General features: G+C 54.5%; 13 protein-coding genes and 5 tRNA genes. 3 read left to right on the top strand and 15 right to left on the bottom strand.

Annotated elements, in window-relative coordinates; genetic code table 11:
* From tuf to C0560_RS01225, 5 genes are all read right to left on the bottom strand, one after another.
* Positions 1-1,157: elongation factor Tu (tuf, locus tag C0560_RS01245; protein WP_248859461.1), on the bottom strand; the 1,157-nt coding region annotated here is incomplete at its 3' end.
* Between the two features lie 119 nt (positions 1,158-1,276).
* Positions 1,277-1,352, bottom strand: a tRNA-Thr gene (locus tag C0560_RS01240).
* Positions 1,353-1,358: 6 nt separating this feature from the next.
* Positions 1,359-1,433 (bottom strand) — tRNA-Gly (locus C0560_RS01235).
* A 116-nt stretch (positions 1,434-1,549) separates the two neighbouring features.
* Positions 1,550-1,634, bottom strand: a tRNA-Tyr gene (locus C0560_RS01230).
* A gap of 8 nt (positions 1,635-1,642) precedes the next feature.
* A tRNA-Thr gene (locus tag C0560_RS01225) sits at positions 1,643-1,718 on the bottom strand.
* A 334-nt stretch (positions 1,719-2,052) separates the two neighbouring features.
* Here C0560_RS01225 and coaA point away from each other — a divergent pair.
* Positions 2,053-3,003 (top strand): type I pantothenate kinase, encoded by a 951-nt coding sequence (gene coaA, locus C0560_RS01220; RefSeq protein ID WP_100778111.1) that lies wholly within the window; start codon positions 2,053-2,055, stop codon positions 3,001-3,003.
* 55 nt (positions 3,004-3,058) lie between these two features.
* Here coaA and dppF read toward each other — a convergent pair whose 3' ends face one another.
* The 9 genes from dppF to C0560_RS01175 all read right to left on the bottom strand — a co-directional run bounded on the left by dppF (position 3,059) and on the right by C0560_RS01175 (position 13,682).
* Positions 3,059-4,072 carry a dipeptide ABC transporter ATP-binding subunit DppF gene (dppF, locus tag C0560_RS01215; protein ID WP_100778112.1) on the bottom strand — a complete coding sequence of 338 codons (1,014 nt, stop codon included), beginning with the start codon at positions 4,070-4,072 and terminating at the stop codon, positions 3,059-3,061.
* Positions 4,069-5,052, bottom strand: a complete 984-nt coding sequence (gene dppD, locus C0560_RS01210) for a dipeptide ABC transporter ATP-binding protein (RefSeq protein WP_100778113.1) — start codon at positions 5,050-5,052, stop codon at positions 4,069-4,071. The genes dppF and dppD overlap by 4 nt, the downstream gene beginning before the upstream one ends.
* Before the next feature lie 10 nt (positions 5,053-5,062).
* Positions 5,063-5,965, bottom strand: a complete 903-nt coding sequence (dppC, locus tag C0560_RS01205; protein WP_100778114.1) for a dipeptide ABC transporter permease DppC — start codon at positions 5,963-5,965, stop codon at positions 5,063-5,065.
* Positions 5,966-5,974: 9 nt separating this feature from the next.
* Positions 5,975-6,994 (bottom strand): dipeptide ABC transporter permease DppB, encoded by a 1,020-nt coding sequence (dppB, locus tag C0560_RS01200; protein ID WP_100778115.1) that lies wholly within the window; start codon positions 6,992-6,994, stop codon positions 5,975-5,977.
* A 194-nt stretch (positions 6,995-7,188) separates the two neighbouring features.
* Positions 7,189-8,796 (bottom strand): dipeptide ABC transporter periplasmic-binding protein DppA, encoded by a 1,608-nt coding sequence (gene dppA / locus C0560_RS01195; protein ID WP_100778116.1) that lies wholly within the window; start codon positions 8,794-8,796, stop codon positions 7,189-7,191.
* 621 nt (positions 8,797-9,417) lie between these two features.
* Positions 9,418-9,494: transfer RNA gene (locus C0560_RS01190), tRNA-Pro, on the bottom strand.
* Between the two features lie 91 nt (positions 9,495-9,585).
* Complete coding sequence (gene eptB, locus C0560_RS01185) at positions 9,586-11,277, bottom strand: kdo(2)-lipid A phosphoethanolamine 7''-transferase (RefSeq protein WP_107702486.1); 1,692 nt, start codon at positions 11,275-11,277, stop codon at positions 9,586-9,588.
* 262 nt (positions 11,278-11,539) lie between these two features.
* The gene (locus C0560_RS01180) at positions 11,540-12,742 is read right to left on the bottom strand and encodes an MFS transporter (RefSeq protein WP_100778119.1); all 1,203 of its coding nucleotides are present in this window, start codon (positions 12,740-12,742) and stop codon (positions 11,540-11,542) included.
* Positions 12,743-12,980: 238 nt separating this feature from the next.
* A complete protein-coding gene (locus tag C0560_RS01175) occupies positions 12,981-13,682 on the bottom strand; it encodes an autotransporter domain-containing protein (protein ID WP_102105011.1) in 702 nt (233 codons plus the stop codon).
* A gap of 157 nt (positions 13,683-13,839) precedes the next feature.
* Between C0560_RS01175 and tag the strand changes: the two genes are divergently transcribed.
* Together tag and C0560_RS01165 are read left to right on the top strand one after the other, a co-directional pair.
* Entirely contained in the window at positions 13,840-14,421 is a 582-nt protein-coding gene (tag, locus tag C0560_RS01170; RefSeq protein WP_181827154.1) for a DNA-3-methyladenine glycosylase I, read from the top strand.
* Positions 14,399-14,839 (top strand): N-acetyltransferase, encoded by a 441-nt coding sequence (locus C0560_RS01165; RefSeq protein WP_181827153.1) that lies wholly within the window; start codon positions 14,399-14,401, stop codon positions 14,837-14,839. Before tag ends, C0560_RS01165 begins: the two co-directional genes overlap by 23 nt.
* On the opposite strand, the gene C0560_RS01160 is transcribed toward C0560_RS01165, so the two are convergent.
* Positions 14,808-17,087, bottom strand: a complete 2,280-nt coding sequence (locus tag C0560_RS01160; RefSeq protein ID WP_233210365.1) for a molybdopterin guanine dinucleotide-containing S/N-oxide reductase — start codon at positions 17,085-17,087, stop codon at positions 14,808-14,810. The genes C0560_RS01165 and C0560_RS01160 overlap by 32 nt on opposite strands.
* Between the last annotated feature and the right edge of the window lie 32 nt (positions 17,088-17,119).

Raw genomic sequence — 17,119 nt, 5'->3', positions numbered from 1 at the left:
GCACCAACAGTACGGCCGCCTTCACGGATTGCGAAACGCAGACCGTCATCCATCGCGATTGGGTGGATCAGGGTAACAACCATTTTGATGTTGTCGCCTGGCATTACCATCTCTACGCCTTCTGGCAGTTCGATGGTACCGGTCACGTCAGTTGTACGGAAGTAGAACTGTGGACGGTAGCCTTTGAAGAACGGAGTATGACGGCCGCCTTCATCTTTGGACAGGATGTAAACTTCAGATTCGAATTTGGTGTGCGGCTTGATAGAGCCTGGCTTAGCCAGTACCTGACCACGTTCGATTTCTTCACGTTTGATACCACGCAGCAGAACACCAACGTTCTCACCAGCACGGCCTTCGTCCAGCAGTTTGCGGAACATTTCAACGCCAGTACAGGTAGACTTAGCAGTCTCTTTGATACCAACGATTTCAACTTCTTCGCCAACTTTAACGATACCGCGCTCTACACGACCGGTAACAACAGTACCACGGCCGGAGATGGAGAATACGTCTTCGATAGGCAGCAGGAACGGCTTGTCAATCGCACGCTCTGGTTCTGGGATGTAAGAATCCAGGAAGCCAGCCAGCTCAACGATTTTAGCTTCCCACTCTGCTTCGCCTTCCAGCGCTTTCAGAGCAGAACCACGGATGATTGGAGTATCATCACCTGGGAAGTCGTACTGGGACAGAAGTTCACGAACTTCCATTTCAACCAGTTCCAGCAGCTCTTCGTCATCAACCATGTCGCATTTGTTCAGGAACACGATGATGNAAGGAACGCCAACCTGACGACCCAGCAGGATGTGCTCACGAGTCTGAGGCATAGGGCCGTCAGTCGCAGCAACAACCAGGATTGCNCCATCCATCTGAGCAGCACCGGTGATCATGTTTTTAACATAGTCGGCGTGGCCCGGGCAGTCTACGTGTGCGTAGTGGCGAGTCGGGGTGTCATATTCAACGTGGGAAGTGTTGATGGTGATACCACGAGCTTTTTCTTCTGGCGCGTTATCGATCTGATCGAATGCACGAGCAGAACCACCGTAGGTTTTAGCCAGAACGGTAGTGATTGCAGCGGTCAGCGTTGTTTTACCATGGTCAACGTGGCCGATAGTACCGACGTTAACGTGCGGTTTTGTACGTTCAAACTTTTCTTTAGACATCGATTGTCCCTCTAAGACACGGATAAATCGGTGATATCACCACATCAACCAGGCAATATGCCTGAACTGTTGAATGCTTTTTAAAGGTTAACAGAGAGAAACAGGGAGGAGAAGTGAAGTGGTGCTGATACCCAGAGTCGAACTGGGGACCTCACCCTTACCAAGGGTGCGCTCTACCAACTGAGCCATATCAGCACGTCTTGGAGCGGGCAGCGGGAATCGAACCCGCATCATCAGCTTGGAAGGCTGAGGTAATAGCCATTATACGATGCCCGCATCCTGAAACTCGGCTACCCAGTTCTTTCTGTAACAAAAAAGAGATTTCTCTCTTTTTATGTTTTGAGCTGATTAATGTTTTAGCCAGCTCAGGCGGCGATAACGCTGCCAGAAAGTGGTGGTGGGGGAAGGATTCGAACCTTCGAAGTCTGTGACGGCAGATTTACAGTCTGCTCCCTTTGGCCGCTCGGGAACCCCACCGGACTTGATGGTGCCGACTACCGGAATCGAACTGGTGACCTACTGATTACAAGTCAGTTGCTCTACCTACTGAGCTAAGTCGGCATCAAGTAGCGCGCATTCTATGGGGGCATGAGCAGTCATGCAACTAAAAAATTGCATAAAATGTTCTTTCGCTCAGATTTTGTGCGCCAGAAGGGAAAAACGCTGATATTTCGTTCATTGCCGTTCAAATATTCAGCATAAGCACCGCAAATAACCCACCTATAGCGTATCGTGATGCCCTCCGCGTAAAGCATCACTTGTCTATATTTTTTCTTATTATTCCCGCCATCTGGTGTTAACCTCCTGCCCATTGTCCAAATTTAACTACTAAGTGATGAACCGCTGCCGCCACGAACGCGTTGCCGCGCAGATAAAGGGTTCACTGAACACGCTTATGAGCAAAAAAGAGCAATCGTTAATGACACCCTATCTTCAGTTTAACCGCAGCCAGTGGGCCGCTCTGCGTGACTCCGTCCCCATGACCTTAACGGAAGGGGAAATTGCGCGGTTAAAGGGGATCAACGAAGACCTGTCGCTGGAGGAGGTTGCAGAGATCTATCTGCCACTGTCCCGCTTGCTTAACTTCTATATAAGCTCCAACCTGCGTCGTCAGGCGGTACTGGAGCAGTTCCTTGGCACTAACGGCCAGCGTATTCCTTATATCATCAGCATCGCGGGCAGCGTGGCGGTCGGTAAAAGTACCACTGCGCGTGTTCTGCAAGCGCTGTTGAGCCGCTGGCCTGAACACCGCAGCGTTGAGCTGATCACCACAGACGGCTTCCTGCATCCGAACGAGGTGCTGAAAGAGCGCGGCCTGATGAAGAAGAAAGGCTTTCCTCTTTCATACGATATGCACCGCCTGGTGAAATTCGTTTCAGACCTGAAATCTGGCGCACCAAACGTCACGGCGCCGGTCTATTCCCATCTGATTTACGACCGCATCCCGGATGGCGATAAAACGGTGGCACAACCGGATATTCTGATCCTCGAAGGGCTGAACGTGCTCCAAAGCGGCATGGATTACCCGCACGACCCACATCATGTGTTTGTCTCCGACTTCGTCGACTTCTCTATATATGTCGATGCGCCGGAAGATTTGCTGCAAAACTGGTATATCAACCGTTTCCTGAAGTTCCGTGAAGGGGCGTTTACCGACCCTGACTCTTACTTCCATAACTACGCCCAGCTTTCTGAAGAGGAAGCGGTCAATGTGGCGACATCGCTCTGGAATGAGATTAACTACGTGAACCTGAAAGAGAACATCCTGCCGACGCGCGAGCGTGCGAGCCTGATCCTCACGAAAAGTGAAAACCACGCCGTAGACCAGATTCGCCTGCGCAAATAGTGGATTAGCAGACATAAAAAAACCGGCGATTATCGCCGGTTTTTTGGTTTACGTATTATGCGTGCGGTTTCTCACCGTTTTCATCCTGATCGACCGCAAAGCAGGCCACCAGTTGACCACCGTAATCTTTCAACTGCGGCTGCAACTGAGTACAAGGACCAAAGCGGCGACGGCAGCGGGCGTTGAACGCACAACCCGGCGGTGGATTCAGCGGGCTTGGCAGCTCGCCTGTCAGCTTAATACGCTCACGGCGATCGTCCGGATTCAGACGCGGTGTGGCCGACAGCAGCGCTTGCGTATACGGATGACGAGGATTATTAAAGATCTGGTCTTTGGTCCCCTTCTCCACGCAGCGCCCCAGATACATCACCATCACTTCATCAGCAATGTGCTCTACTACGGACAGGTCGTGGGAGATAAACACATACGACAGCCCCAGATCCTGCTGCAAATCCATCATCAGGTTCAGCACCTGCGCACGCACGGACACGTCGAGCGCAGAGACCGGTTCATCGGCAATCACCACGTCCGGGTCCAGCATCAGACCACGCGCGATAGCGATACGCTGACGCTGACCGCCAGAGAACATGTGCGGATAGCGATCGTAGTGCTCGGTTTTAAGACCCACTTTCGCCATCATCGCCAGCGCTTTTTCACGGCGCTGCTCTTTGTTGAGATCGCTGTTAATCTGCAGCGGCTCTTCCAGAATCTGTCCCACTTTTTTACGCGGGTTCAGAGAACCGTACGGGTTCTGGAACACAATCTGGATTTTCTGACGGCGCAGCTTCTGTGCCTGCGGATCGTGCTTTAGCAGATCCTGGCCCTGATAGTACAGCTCGCCGCCAGTCGGGGTTTCAATCATCGTCAGCAGACGACCTAGCGTGGATTTACCACAGCCCGATTCACCGACCACAGCCAGCGTTTTGCCGCGTTCCAGGGTGAACGACACCCCATCCAGCGCTTTCACCAGGCGTTCGGGGGCGAAAATCCCCTTCTTCACCGGATAGTGTTTTTTCAGATCGATGGCCTGCAACAGCGGCTGTTGTTTGGCGGCCTCTTGCGTACTCATAGTGTTGGCCTCCCGGCATCATCAAGTGGGTAGTGACATTTAGACTGACGACCACCTGGGAGGGTGTTCAGTTCTGGCTCTTCAGCACGACACTTATCTGTCGCATACGGGCAGCGCGGATTCAACAGACAGCCCGTCGGGCGGTCATATTTACCTGGGACGACGCCCGGCAACGACGCCAGACGCGCTTTATCCTGAGCAAACTCCGGCAGCGCACGCAGCAGCGCCTGGGTATACGGATGACGCGGCGCGCGGAAAATATCGTGCGAGCTTCCGGCCTCCACGACTTGTCCGGCATACATCACGATAATTTTGTGGGCGGCTTCGGCCACCAGCGCCAGATCGTGGGTAATCAGCACCAGCGCCATGTTCTCTTTCTGCTGCAGTTCCAGCAGCAGCTCGATGATCTGCGCCTGAATAGTCACGTCCAGCGCCGTGGTCGGTTCATCTGCAATCAGCAGCTTCGGTCGACAGGCAATCGCCATAGCGATCATCACGCGCTGGCTCATCCCACCAGACAGCTGGTGCGGATAAACATCCAGACGTGATGCCGGATCGGGAATCCCCACCTGCGTAAGCAGGTCGATCGCGCGCTGGCGACGGGTTTTCTTATTCCCACCCTGATGCACTTTGATCGCTTCCATAATCTGGAAACCGACGGTATAGCACGGGTTCAGACTGGTCATTGGGTCCTGGAAGATCATCGCCACTTCAGCGCCCACCAGCTGGCGGCGCTGCTTCTCGGAGATGCGCTTCAGATCCTGGCCGTTGAACTCCAGGCTTTCTGCCATCACGCGGCCCGGGTAATCAATCAGCCCCATGATCGCCAGTGAGCTAACAGATTTACCCGAGCCAGACTCACCCACAATGCCAACCACTTCACCCTGATTCACGCTGTAGCTGATACGGTCTACGGCACGAAACTCGGAGCCCACGTCACCGAAGTGCACCGATAATTTATCTACATTTAATAACGCCATCTCGTGCCTCTTACTGCTTCAGTTTGGGATCAAGTGCATCACGCAGACCATCACCCATCAGGTTAAATGCCAGCACCGTCAGCAGAATCGCCAGACCCGGGAAGGTCACGACCCACCATGCGCTTTGCGCGAACTGCAACACATCGGCGAGCATTGTGCCCCACTCCGGTGTTGGCGGTTGCGCACCCATGCCAAGGAAGCCAAGAGCAGCCATATCGAGAATGGCGTTAGAGAAACCGAGCGACGCCTGAACGATCAGCGGCGCAAGGCAGTTCGGGAGAATATTGACGAACATCTGGCGCAGCGCGCCCGCGCCTGCCACACGTGAAGCGGTGACATAATCGCGGTTCACTTCCACCAGCACCGCCGCACGAGTCAATCGTACGTAGTGAGGGAGTGCCACGAACGTCAGGGCCAGCGCCGCGTTACCTATCGACGGCCCAAACACCGCCACAAGGACCAGCGCCAACAGCAGGCTTGGCAGGGCCAGCATGATGTCGACCACACGCATAATGATGTTGTCGATCAGACCACCGAAATAGCCGGCAACCAGTCCGAGGATAACCCCGAGGATCAGCGACAGTACCACCACCAGGCACCCTACCAGCAGCGACAGACGCGCACCGTACATCAGACGCGATAACACATCGCGGCCCACGTCATCCGTGCCGAGCAGATGGGCGAAGGTCCCGCCATCCTGCCAGGCTGGCGGAGCCAGCAGCACGTCGCGGAACTGATCCGCCGGGTTATACGGCGCCAGCACGTTCGCAAACACGGCGATAATGATCATGATGGTGACATACACCAGCCCGACCACGGCGCCTTTGTTGCGTTTGAAGTAATGCCAGAACTCCTGCATCGGCGTCATTGGCACCGGGGCAGCAACAGCTTTATTTTGAGTAACTTGTGACATGATGGCCCCTTACTTCTTATGACGAATACGCGGGTTCACCACGCCGTACAGCAAATCGACCAGCAGGTTGACGAGGATAATCATCGTCGCCACCAGCAGTACACCGCCCTGCACAACCGGATAGTCACGGCGTTGCAGCGCATCGATCAGCCAACGTCCCAGGCCCGGCCAGGAGAAGATGGTTTCGGTCAGGATCGCCCCGGCCAGCAATGTCCCCACCTGCAAGCCGATCACCGTCACGACAGGCAGCATCGCATTACGCAACGCATGGACGATGATGACGCGCATACGGGTCAGACCTTTGGCGCGGGCGGTACGGATGTAATCCTCCCCCAGCACTTCTAGCATCGACGAGCGCGTCATACGTACAATCACCGCCAGAGGAATGGTCCCGAGCACCATCGCAGGCAGGATCATATGCGCCAGCGCATCAATGAAGTTGCCCTCTTCGCCCCAGATGGCCGTATCAATCAGCATAAAGCCGGTAAGCGGGTTGGAATCATCAAGGAACACCATGTCGCTCACCCGTCCGGAGACCGGCGTCAGGTTGAGTTGCACGGAGACCAGCATGATCAGCATCATGCCCCACCAGAAGATAGGCATGGAGTAACCGGTCAGCGCCAGGCCAACCGCGGTGTGATCGAAGATTGAACCGCGTTTAACGGCAGCCAGGACACCAACGGGGATACCAACAGCAACGGCAAAAATCATGGCGCAGATACCGAGTTCCAGCGTCGCTTTAAAACGCGGCACAAACTCGTCCCACACCGGAAGACGGCTTTTCAGCGAAATCCCTAAATCACCGTGCAGGACGCCCCAAATGTAATGGAGATACTGCTGCCACATCGGCTTATCGAGGCCGAGTTCGGCCAGCAGCTGCGCATGGCGTTCAGGGGAGATACCACGCTCACCCGCCATAATCATTACCGGGTCGCCGGGGATCATATGGACGAAGGCAAAAGTGAGAAGGGTGATACCGATAAACGTGGGGATGACAAGTCCCAGACGTCGGAGGATGAACTGCAACATATCCCGGATTCTCTCTAATGACGTACTGCCCGCAGGCGGTGACGTCTGTATTGCTCACAAATCTTATTCCCTCCGCGAAGAGGGAATAAAGCACTGCTGCCGGACGGCGCTGCGCTGACCCGGCCTACCGCTGTAGGTCCGCGCTCGCACAGCGCCGCCGGCACGGGGTGCTCATGCACCCCTGACGCTTTTAATTATTCAACAGAGACGTTTTCGAAGTGGTGTTTGCCCAGTGGATCAACCACATAGCCTTTGACTTCTTTACGCACTGGCTCGTAAACGGTGGAGTGAGCCACGATCAGCGCCGGAGCCTGGTCATGCATCACTACCTGAGCCTGTTTGTAGAGTTCAATACGCTTGTTGTGGTCGTCCGTTGCGCGCGCCGGCTGAATCAGATCTTCAAACGGCTTGTAGCACCAGCGAGAGTAGTTAGAACCATCTTTCGCAGCCGCACAGCTGAACAGGGTAGCGAAGAAGTTGTCCGGATCCCCATTGTCCCCGGTCCAGCCCATCATCACCGCCTGGTGTTCGCCAGCTTTAGCACGCTTCAGGTACTCGCCCCACTCGTAAGTGACGATCTTGGCCTGAACGCCTACCTTAGCCCAGTCAGCCTGAACCATCTCAGCCATACGGCGAGCGTTCGGGTTGTACGGACGCTGAACAGGCATTGCCCACAGCTCAACGGTAAAGCCTTTATCCTGGCCCGCTTCTTTCAGCAGCGCTTTCGCTTTCTCAGGATCGTAGGTGTAGTCTTTAACGTCGTCGTTGTAGCCCCACATGGTTGGTGGGATCAGGTTCTTGGCAGCAATACCTGCACCCTGGTAAACCGCTTTAATGATCGCTTCTTTGTTCACCGCGTAAGTCAGCGCCTGACGCACTTTCACGTCATCAAACGGTTTCTTCTCGGTGTTGAAGGAGAGGTAACCCACGTTCAGGCCTGCCTGCTCCAGCAGGTTGATATTTTTGTCCTGCTTCATGCGAGCAATATCAGCCGGGTTTGGGTACGGCATCACCTGGCACTCGTTTTTCTGCAGTTTCGCGTAACGCACGGACGCGTCAGGCGTGATGGAGAAGACCAGACGGTCGATCTGCGGCTTGGTACCCCAGTAACCTTCGAATGCTTTGTACAGAATACGGGAGTCTTTCTGGTACTGCTGCAGCTGGAATGGACCGGTACCGATTGGGTTCAGATCCACTTTTTCCGGGGTGCCTGCTTTCAGCATGTTGTCCGCATACTCTTTTGACAGAATAGAGGCGAAGTCCATAGCCAGGTCAGCCAGGAATGGCGCTTCAGGACGGCTCAGAACGAACTGAACGGTTTTGTCGTCCACTTTTTTCACTTCGGTGATCAGGTCCGGCAGACCCATCCCTTCGAAGTATTCGTAGCTGCCGCCAGAAACTTTATGGTACGGGTTCTGTGCGTTTTTCTGACGGTCGAAGGAGAACACAACGTCATCCGCAGTCAGTTCACGCGTTGGTTTGAAATCTTTATTATCCTGCCACTTCACACCCTGGCGTAAGTGGAAGGTATAGGTTTTGCCGTCTTCGCTGATTTCCCACTTCTCAGCCAGACCCGGAATAACTTCCGTGGTACCGATTTTGAATTCAACCAGACGGTTATAGATTGGTACAGAGCTAGCGTCGTAGGTTGTACCAGAGGTGAACAGCTGTGGGTTAAAGCCTTCCGGCGAGCCTTCAGAACAGTAAACCAGGGTTTTTGCCTGCACGCTTGCCGCGACGGTGAGAGCGACCAGGCTCAGACCAAGCTTCAGCATCCCTGACTTCTTCAAGGAAATACTCATTATTCTGCTCCAATGTGATGTTTTGCTTTGTTGTGTTACGCCGCCTGACCTTTATTTATTTTTTACCCGGTCCGGTCGGTGATGCCCGAAGGCGTGATAAGGGATGGAGATTCCTTTCAGAAGAGCGTCGGAGTTGCAGCGCAGATCCTCCCTGAAATGCCCCTCGTGCCCTACAATCTGTCAACAGAATGTGAAAACGTCAATACAGGTGACGGGGATTTACGTTGAGGGTGAGAAACGGCAAACAAAGATTAAAAAAACTTTAGTCACCTATTTTCAGCAGGGAAATTTATGCTACTCGCCATCTTGCAGCACAAATCTCTTCATATTTCGCAACAATCAGTGATTAACATTTATTCAGATCGCATAAATTTTCTTACAGAATGGTGATTATCTGAGCAGTAAATGCCGCGAACGTTAAAACGCACAGCGGAAAATGCTGAGGTTATCCATAAGCAACGCGAAAAAAGATCAATCCATATATAAAAAAATACAATGGATTATGTCACAAAATCGTTAACAGGCAGGGTAATGCGGGGATAAGGAGCGTTTTAGGGAGTCGGCGTGGATAAGTCTATAATGCAAAAAGGGCCAACCTTGCGGTTAGCCCTTTTTTAAATGTGGTCGGCGAGAGAGGATTCGAACCTCCGACCCACTGGTCCCAAACCAGTTGCGCTACCAAGCTGCGCTACTCGCCGAATGCGGAGCGCATCTTACTGCTGGGGTGCGCCCTCGTCAATCCCTTATCTTCAAAAAGCCATTCGACTGGCGAGAAACTCGCCAGCTCGGTTACTTAGTGGCTTTCGCCGGACCATCAGGGACATGGCACCAGTTGTTGTTCTCATTAATTCCGCCGTCTGGCGAGGTATAGCCGAGACAACCCATGATGGTGTCATACAGCTCAACGTGACGGCGAGGCACCTTCATCTCAGCCTGCTGTTTCAGGTGCTGGAACATCTTCTCTTTATCCGGGTTTTCCAGATATTTATCCGACATCCATACCATCATCGGCACGCGGAACTGCTCCGGTGGCGCCATCTTGCGCGGCGTGCCGTGCAAGTGCTCATACTCGTTGATCGACTCACCGTGGTCGGCGGCATAGAAAACAATCGCTTTCTTGTCGCGCACCTGGTCGATCACGCTCTCGATAAAGTGATCCACATACATCACCGAGTTATCGTAAGAGTTAATCAGCTGCTCTTTGGTGCAGTCTTTGTCTACGCCCACACACTCCGGCGTCCATTTGGCAAAGCTACGCGGGTAACGCTGGGTGTAGTTAAAGTGCGAGCCTTTGGTATGCAGGATGATCATATGCTTCCCATCCTGATTGTTGCTCAGCGAGCCTTTCATCTCATCGATCAGCAGCATATCGTCAACGCTCTTGCCGCGGTTACGCGGCTCAGCACCGATCTGCTCACGATAGGCAATGTTCTGCGCCATCGTGTTGCTGTAGAACCACATCTCGCTCTGCATCGCGTAGAGATCAGAACTGAATCCAAGCTGATGCAGCACCGAGAAGACGTTCTGCTCTTTCAGGGTACGCTGCGGGTTGTCATCCGCCCCGCCCTCGCGAACAAACATGCAGCGCAGCGACAGCTTGGTCGCCGTATCACATGAGTAGCCCCGATAAGCGATCAGGTTCTTCTCCTGCGCCAGTTTCGGCGTGGTATCGCGGTCGTAGCCTAAAATCCCCATATGATCCCAGCGCGTCGTTTCACCGATGATAAAGACCACATAGGTATCGTCGATATCTTTAGGCGCTTCGTAGGTGAACTGCTTCGCCGGATTGAGCAGAGATTTATTATCGGAAGACTCATCCACCTGCGCCCAGGCGTAGAGGCCCAGCGCGGAAATCCAGTTAGAGGGCAGATAGGAGTTCGCCACCACGCCGCCGTAGCTCGGCAAATCCACGCCAGAAGTACGTTCGTCACTCTTCTGCTTCACTTCAAGCAGACGAATCGGGCCCCAGACCATCAGCCCCGCCAGCAGTACCACCGCGACGCTTCGGACGCGTTGCCCTGGCGTGCGCATCTGACGCAGCAGGGTATAGCGGCAGCGGTTACTCCAGATGAGCAGCAGCGGCAGCGCACTGACGCCCACCAGCCACAGGATAAAGTGCAGGCCGACCACCTCTTTCGAGAGATCGATATCCGTCGTCATGACTGAGGCAATAATGCCGTAGCCAATAACCACGTTCATAAAAGTCATGTAATAGCTGGCACCTGCCGAGCAGAGCACCACCAGAGATGCCAGAACGCGCCAGATGCGGCGTCCAAACAGTGAGAGGAGACGTAATAAGAAAAAGGTAACCAGAACGGTACCAACCAACTCAACAACCGCTGCGATTCCTTTCCAGGCGGTAAAGTCTTGCGCGAACCCGTCAAACCGACGGAAAAAAACAGCGCCATTCATAAACAGGCCGATGTACAACGCCAGCAAAAAGCTCAGCTTTTGTTGCGTCATCGATTTAATGTATTTCATGCAGGCTACCCGAAAAAAGGGACAGTCACGCCATCCACTTTTAGCTGTAAAAGTGAACAGAGTAGATATTCGCTCAGGGGATCGTTATCAGAAACGTCTAAAGCGTGGTAAGTAGACCACAGTGACAGGAAAAAGTGGCAGCAGAGAGTGTGATTGCAGTAGATATTTACAAAAAATCAAGTTCGAAAGCAGATTGGGTCAAAGAACGCTCAGCATGTTGATAAAAGAAAAGGCCGGAAAATCCAGCCTTTTCAGTCAGTCATCACGCATGCGCTTCGTTAAATACCTGCCGCTGCGGCTGGCGAATCGTAGTGGAGAGCGCCAGTGAGATAATCAGCAGGGCGAAGATGACACAGAAGGTGACATAGAAGCCGCCGAACAGCGAGGCGATGAGGGACCCGCAGATGCTGCCGATACCGAAACCTAAGTAAATCACCCCATAATTCTTCGCCAGATTATTCAGGCCAAAGAACTCGCTCACCAGTGACGGGAACACGGTAATGGTGCCGCCAAAATTGAAGGCCACGCAGGCAATCGCCGCGAAGAAGGTCATCTCGTTCAGTGGCGCAAACAGCAGGGCCGCCATACCGACCAGGGAGATCACCTGCCCCAGCGTAATCACACGGATACGGGCGATTTTGTCGGAGAGAATACCCAGTACCAGACGACCAGACAGGTTGGCAATGGAAATCACGGTTACCGCATTCGCCGCAGTCATCGCATCCAGTTTCACCATCCCCTGGGCGATATCTTTCGCCACGCCAATCACATACAGACCGCTCATGCAGGCTGTCAGGAACATCACCGCCAGCATCCAGTACTGTGGTTTACGCATGGACTGCGCCAGCGTGAAGTCATTTTCCACAACGCCGTTAACGGTTTTCACTTCCTGCATCGGGGCATCTTTCATCAGCGTCGCGCCGAACAGAATCATCACCAGCACGATAGCGCCCCAGATCATAAAGGTCTTTTCCAGGCCCACGGAGGCAAGCAGGTGCGAATCGATAAATTTAAACCCGAGACTACCCAGACCATAAGAGCCAATGGAGAACGCTGAGATTAAGCCTTTACGCTCCGGGAACCACTTCACGCAGTTCGACAGGGTCAGCAGGTAGCCCGCGCCATCTGCCAGCCCCACCAGCACCCCGGCGCTCAGCCAGAGCATCATCAGGTTACTGGAGTGCGCCGTCAGGAAGAAGCCGACACCCAGCAGGATGCCCGAGGCCATGGTCACGCGTTTCACGCCAAAACGCTCCTGCAATTTCCCGGCGATGGACGAGGACAACGCCAGCCCCAGGCTCAGCAAGCCGAACGAGAACGCCACCTGGCTCACCGGCGCGCCGAGTTTGTCAGAGAGCGCGCTGTTAAACAGGCTCCAGGTATAAACCGATCCCAACGCAAATTGCGTCACGATGGTGCCAAATAGGGTCAGCCAACGAGTGCGGTTGTATGTTGATGTGTTCATGGCAGTTGTCCTGCAAGAGAAATTAAAGGAATTCGCTGCAGACAACGATAAACAAAACCTCAAAAGGCCTGGGGGAAAACGGCATGAAATGCAGTGGAGACGGAATGAAATGCCTGGAATCAGGAATGAATGACCTTGCCGGGCGAAAGATAACGAGTTTGTTAGTGCCCGCTATCGCCACAAGCATGGCCATTCTTGTATTTAAGATGTTACAGCAAGGTTGAATTAAATAACAATATTAAAATCTGGCGCTCACACCCAGGGTATATAAATAATCCGCGCCGGTCATGGTGTTATCCGCCTGAGACAAAGAGGCGTACGCGGCCATATGCGGGTAAAGCAGCACGTCGGCACCCACGGTCACATCCATCCAGTTATCGTACTGCATGGACGCCGGCAGGCGGCTCATCCCCGACTGCGGCTTCCACTGATTATCGCCAAACTGCTGGTTGTAGCTAATCTGCGCCCATGGCCGAAGACCGCCCACGCGCGTGTCGACGCGCCAGCCGAGCGTACTCACGCTGGCATGCCACAGCGGGTCGGTAAGCGACTGGCTGCCATTGTCACCGTATTCGTTGTACGCCATGGGCGACGAACCGTCGTAATGCCACGCGGCAACCGGCCCCGTGGTCACCTTCTGCGTCACCGGAATCGTCAGGCTCAGCGAAAGGGTACTGTCAGATTCCGCAGGATAATTTTCCGGCATGTTCAACGCCAGCCCCGGAACGTTCTGGGAAGAACGAATACGCTCCGCGAGAATATCGTCATAACGCGGTTGGTGATCGGCGTCCCATGTATAGCGTTCGGTCGTATTATTTTGCGCATCCGAAACGATATATTCCTGTTGCCAGGCGTAAGCTGTGCTACAAAAAAACAAACAGACAGAGACTCCCGCCAGGCCAGTAACAGCATGGCGACCACTGATTATTTTTATCATCATCAAAGCGACTCCAGAAAGAGCCGAATTCGGCGATATTTGTCATTGTTAGAAAGAGGTATGAGGGCAAAGCCCTTAATTAAATATTGTCTTTTTGAGGCACACGTCAAGCCAGGTGGGTTGATTTTTTTACGGGTTAAATCATTAAGGATGAAAACCAATGCAACGTTGCGGATGGGTAAGCCAGGATCAGCTCTATATCGACTATCACGATAAAGAATGGGGCGTGCCGGAGACCGACGGTAAAAAGCTCTTTGAGATGATCTGCCTGGAAGGCCAGCAGGCGGGTTTATCGTGGATTACGGTGCTAAAAAAACGGGAAAACTATCGCAACGCCTTCCATCAGTTCGATCCCGTTGCGGTGGCCGCCATGACTGAGGAAGACGTCGAACGGCTGGTGCTGGATGCCAGTATTATCCGGCATCGCGGGAAAATTCAGGCCATTATTGGCAACGCAAAAGCGTACCTGGCGATGGCCGAAAGTGGCGAGCCTTTCTCCGATTTTGTCTGGTCGTTTGTCGACCACACGCCGCAGGTGACACAGGCCGCGACGATGGGTGAAATCCCGACCTCCACGTCCGCCTCCGATGCCCTGTCTAAGGCACTGAAAAAGCGTGGTTTCAAATTTGTTGGCACCACGATTTGCTACTCATTTATGCAGGCCTGCGGTCTGGTGAACGATCACATCACGGGCTGTTTTTGCCACCCAGGAGGCCAACATGATTCGCAAATGGCAAAGTGAAAACACTGCGCCGCTGCTCAGTTTATGGCTTGAAAGCACCACCGAGGCGCACCCGTTTATCGACGCGCAATACTGGATAGAGAGTGAACCGCTGGTACGCGACACCTATCTCCCCGGTGCAGAAACCTGGGTATGGGAAGAGAAAGGCGAGGTGCGTGGTTTTATCAGCGTGATGGAGTCGCAGTTTATCGGCGCGCTCTTTGTCGCTACCGCTCATGCGGGGAAAGGGATCGGCCACGCGCTGATCCACCACGTGCAGCAGCAGTTCCCCTATCTCAGTCTTGAGGTTTACCAGAAAAACAGTCGGGCGGTGAATTTCTACCATGCTCAGGGTTTTCGCATTGAAGACAGCGCCTGGCAGGAAGAGACTCAACACCCGACGTGGATTATGAGCTGGCAGGCGGATCAAACGCCGTAAGCGTCAGCTCAGGGCCCTGATATTTCTCCACCCACGCCAGCGCCGTGTTCCCCGCGCATCCGTTCCCCAGCTTCGAGCTGGGGAGATCTTTGGTGAGCACGTTTACTGCGCCGTTTTTGCAAATCCCGCCAGCCGTGAGTTCCAGATCCGGCCACGCCCCCTGGTGGATACAGATCACGCCCGGTTTAATTCCCTCACTCACCACCGCCCCGGCCAGCACCTGCCCGCGAGCATTCCAGACGCGCACCACATCGCCATTGGCAATTCCGCGCGCTTTCGCATCAAGGGTATGCAGCGTGATCGGCTCGCGTCCGGCCACGGCGTACTGTTCGCGCAGGGACGAATAGTTCAGTTGGCTGTGCAGACGGTGCGCCGGGTGCGCAGAGAGCACCTGCAACTGTGTTGGCTGCGCATTGCCGTGCCACTCGTCCGGCTCCAGCCACATCGGGTGCGGTGGGCAGTCGGCATAGTTAAAGCTGGCGATACGTTGCGAGTAGATCTCAATTTTGCCGCTTTCGGTTTTCAGCGGATGCGATTGTGGGTCGCGGCGGAAGTCCGCGAAGCGAACAAACTGCGCGTTCTGCTCACTCTCCGGCATTTCGACGATCTCATTCGCTTCCCAGAACTGGGCAAACGGCGGCAATGTTACCCCCTGAGCGGCACCGCGCTGCGCGGCAATTTGGTAGAACGTCTCCAGCCACTCGAGATCGGATTTCCCTTCGGTGAAACGCTCGCGACCGCCCTCTTCCCAGCGTTCGCTCAGCTCCGCAAACACCTCAAAGTCATCCCGGGCTTCATCGCGCGGCGCAACGACGCGCTTCATCGGCACCATGTGCTGATTACTGTAGTCGCCGGTCATGGTGAGATCGTTACGCTCAAAGGAGGTGGTCGCTGGCAGAACGATATCGGCGTGTTTGGCTGCCGCCGTCCAGAAGCATTCGGAAATCACCACCAGCTCCGGCTTTTGCCAGGCGCGGATCAGTCGGTTGGTATCCTGATGATGGGTGAAGTTTGCGCCGCCCGCCCACCAGACAAAACGGATATCCGGGAAGTGGCGGTCCAGGCCGTTATGCTGGTAGAAACCACCAGGATTTTCCAGCGCTTCGACGATGCGCGCCACCGGGATTTTATCTACCGCATCAATCCCGTCCTGCACGGAACCCTGCATCGAGGCCAGAACCGCAGCGCGACGGGTCGGGTTTCCGCCGTTAGCAAAGTGATACGACAAACCAAAGCCGCCGCCCGGCGTACCAATCTGACCCAGCATCGCCGCAAGAGTCACCAGCATCCAGTGTTTCTGCTCGCCAAACTGCTGGCGCTGCATTCCCCAGCCGGACATCAGCATAGTGGTATTTTCGTGGAACAGTGCCGCCAGTTCGCGGATTTTCGCCGCATCAATGCCGCAAATGTCCGCCGCCCACTCGGCGGTTTTGGCGATCCCGTCGGTTTTGCCCGTCAGGTAGTCAGCGAATTTGTCATACCCTGTAGTGCAGCGGGCGAGAAACGCCTGGTCGTGCCAGCCGTTTTCCACCAGCGTATGGGCGATACCCAGCATCATCGCGACGTCGGTCCCCATGTGCGGGGCCAACCACTCGACGCTATCGCCGAAGAAATCGACGGTTTCGGAGCGCATCGGGTCAATACAGATCAGGCGTTTACCGCTTTTACGCAGCGCATCGAAATAGGGAATCCCCTGCTCATCGCTCGCGTTCCACGCGATTTTGAGCGTGTTGAGCGGATTGGCGCTCCACAGCACCACCACATCCGTATGCTCCAGCACCAGCGGCCAGCTGGTCTGCTGCTGATAAACTTCATTACCGCCGACAACGTACGGCATAATCGCCTGCGCCGCACCGGTTGAGTAGTCACCGAGATGGCCGGTGTATCCCCCCGCCAGGCTCATATAGCGCTGCAGGAGCGTCGCCGCTTTGTGCAGCACACCGTTCGAACGCCAGCCATAAGAACCCGCAAATATAGACGCCGGGCCATGGGTCTCACGAATACGTTTGTGCTGCGTATGGATCAACGCCAGCGCATCATCCCAGCTCACCCGAACGAACTCATCCTGCCCGCGCGTACCCTGCGGATTATCCGGCGAGGCCAGAAAACCCTTACGCACCATCGGCCAGCGCACGCGGGTTTTGCTGTGCACCTGATCGCGCACCACAGTTTGTAACGAATTAGGGTGCTGCGTTGGCAGCGCCCCGCGCGAGGACAGGACATTCTCGCCATCGGTTTCAACCAGCATCGGGCCCCAGTGGGCGGCGGTCAGAATCGTTT

The sequence above is a fragment of the Lelliottia sp. AC1 genome, from assembly GCF_023278595.1.
Lineage (GTDB): Bacteria > Pseudomonadota > Gammaproteobacteria > Enterobacterales > Enterobacteriaceae > Enterobacter > Enterobacter nimipressuralis.
The sequence above is the reverse complement of the archived record's forward strand: the minus strand, read 5'-3'. Positions and strand labels throughout refer to the sequence as shown.

What these genes read in the sequence shown, in the direction of transcription:
- dppA (WP_100778116.1), bottom strand. Translation starts at nt 8,796, where the DNA reads ATGAGTATTTCCTTGAAGAAGTCAGGGATGCTGAAGCTTGGTCTGAGC.
- C0560_RS01180 (WP_100778119.1), bottom strand. Translation starts at nt 12,742, where the DNA reads ATGAACACATCAACATACAACCGCACTCGTTGGCTGACCCTATTTGGC.
- dppF (WP_100778112.1), bottom strand. Translation starts at nt 4,072, where the DNA reads ATGAGTACGCAAGAGGCCGCCAAACAACAGCCGCTGTTGCAGGCCATC.
- dppD (WP_100778113.1), bottom strand. Translation starts at nt 5,052, where the DNA reads ATGGCGTTATTAAATGTAGATAAATTATCGGTGCACTTCGGTGACGTG.
- C0560_RS01175 (WP_102105011.1), bottom strand. Translation starts at nt 13,682, where the DNA reads ATGATGATAAAAATAATCAGTGGTCGCCATGCTGTTACTGGCCTGGCG.
- C0560_RS01160 (WP_233210365.1), bottom strand. Translation starts at nt 17,087, where the DNA reads ATGCTGGTTGAAACCGATGGCGAGAATGTCCTGTCCTCGCGCGGGGCG.
- tag (WP_181827154.1), top strand. Translation starts at nt 13,840, where the DNA reads ATGCAACGTTGCGGATGGGTAAGCCAGGATCAGCTCTATATCGACTAT.
- dppB (WP_100778115.1), bottom strand. Translation starts at nt 6,994, where the DNA reads ATGTTGCAGTTCATCCTCCGACGTCTGGGACTTGTCATCCCCACGTTT.
- eptB (WP_107702486.1), bottom strand. Translation starts at nt 11,277, where the DNA reads ATGAAATACATTAAATCGATGACGCAACAAAAGCTGAGCTTTTTGCTG.
- C0560_RS01165 (WP_181827153.1), top strand. Translation starts at nt 14,399, where the DNA reads ATGATTCGCAAATGGCAAAGTGAAAACACTGCGCCGCTGCTCAGTTTA.
- dppC (WP_100778114.1), bottom strand. Translation starts at nt 5,965, where the DNA reads ATGTCACAAGTTACTCAAAATAAAGCTGTTGCTGCCCCGGTGCCAATG.
- coaA (WP_100778111.1), top strand. Translation starts at nt 2,053, where the DNA reads ATGAGCAAAAAAGAGCAATCGTTAATGACACCCTATCTTCAGTTTAAC.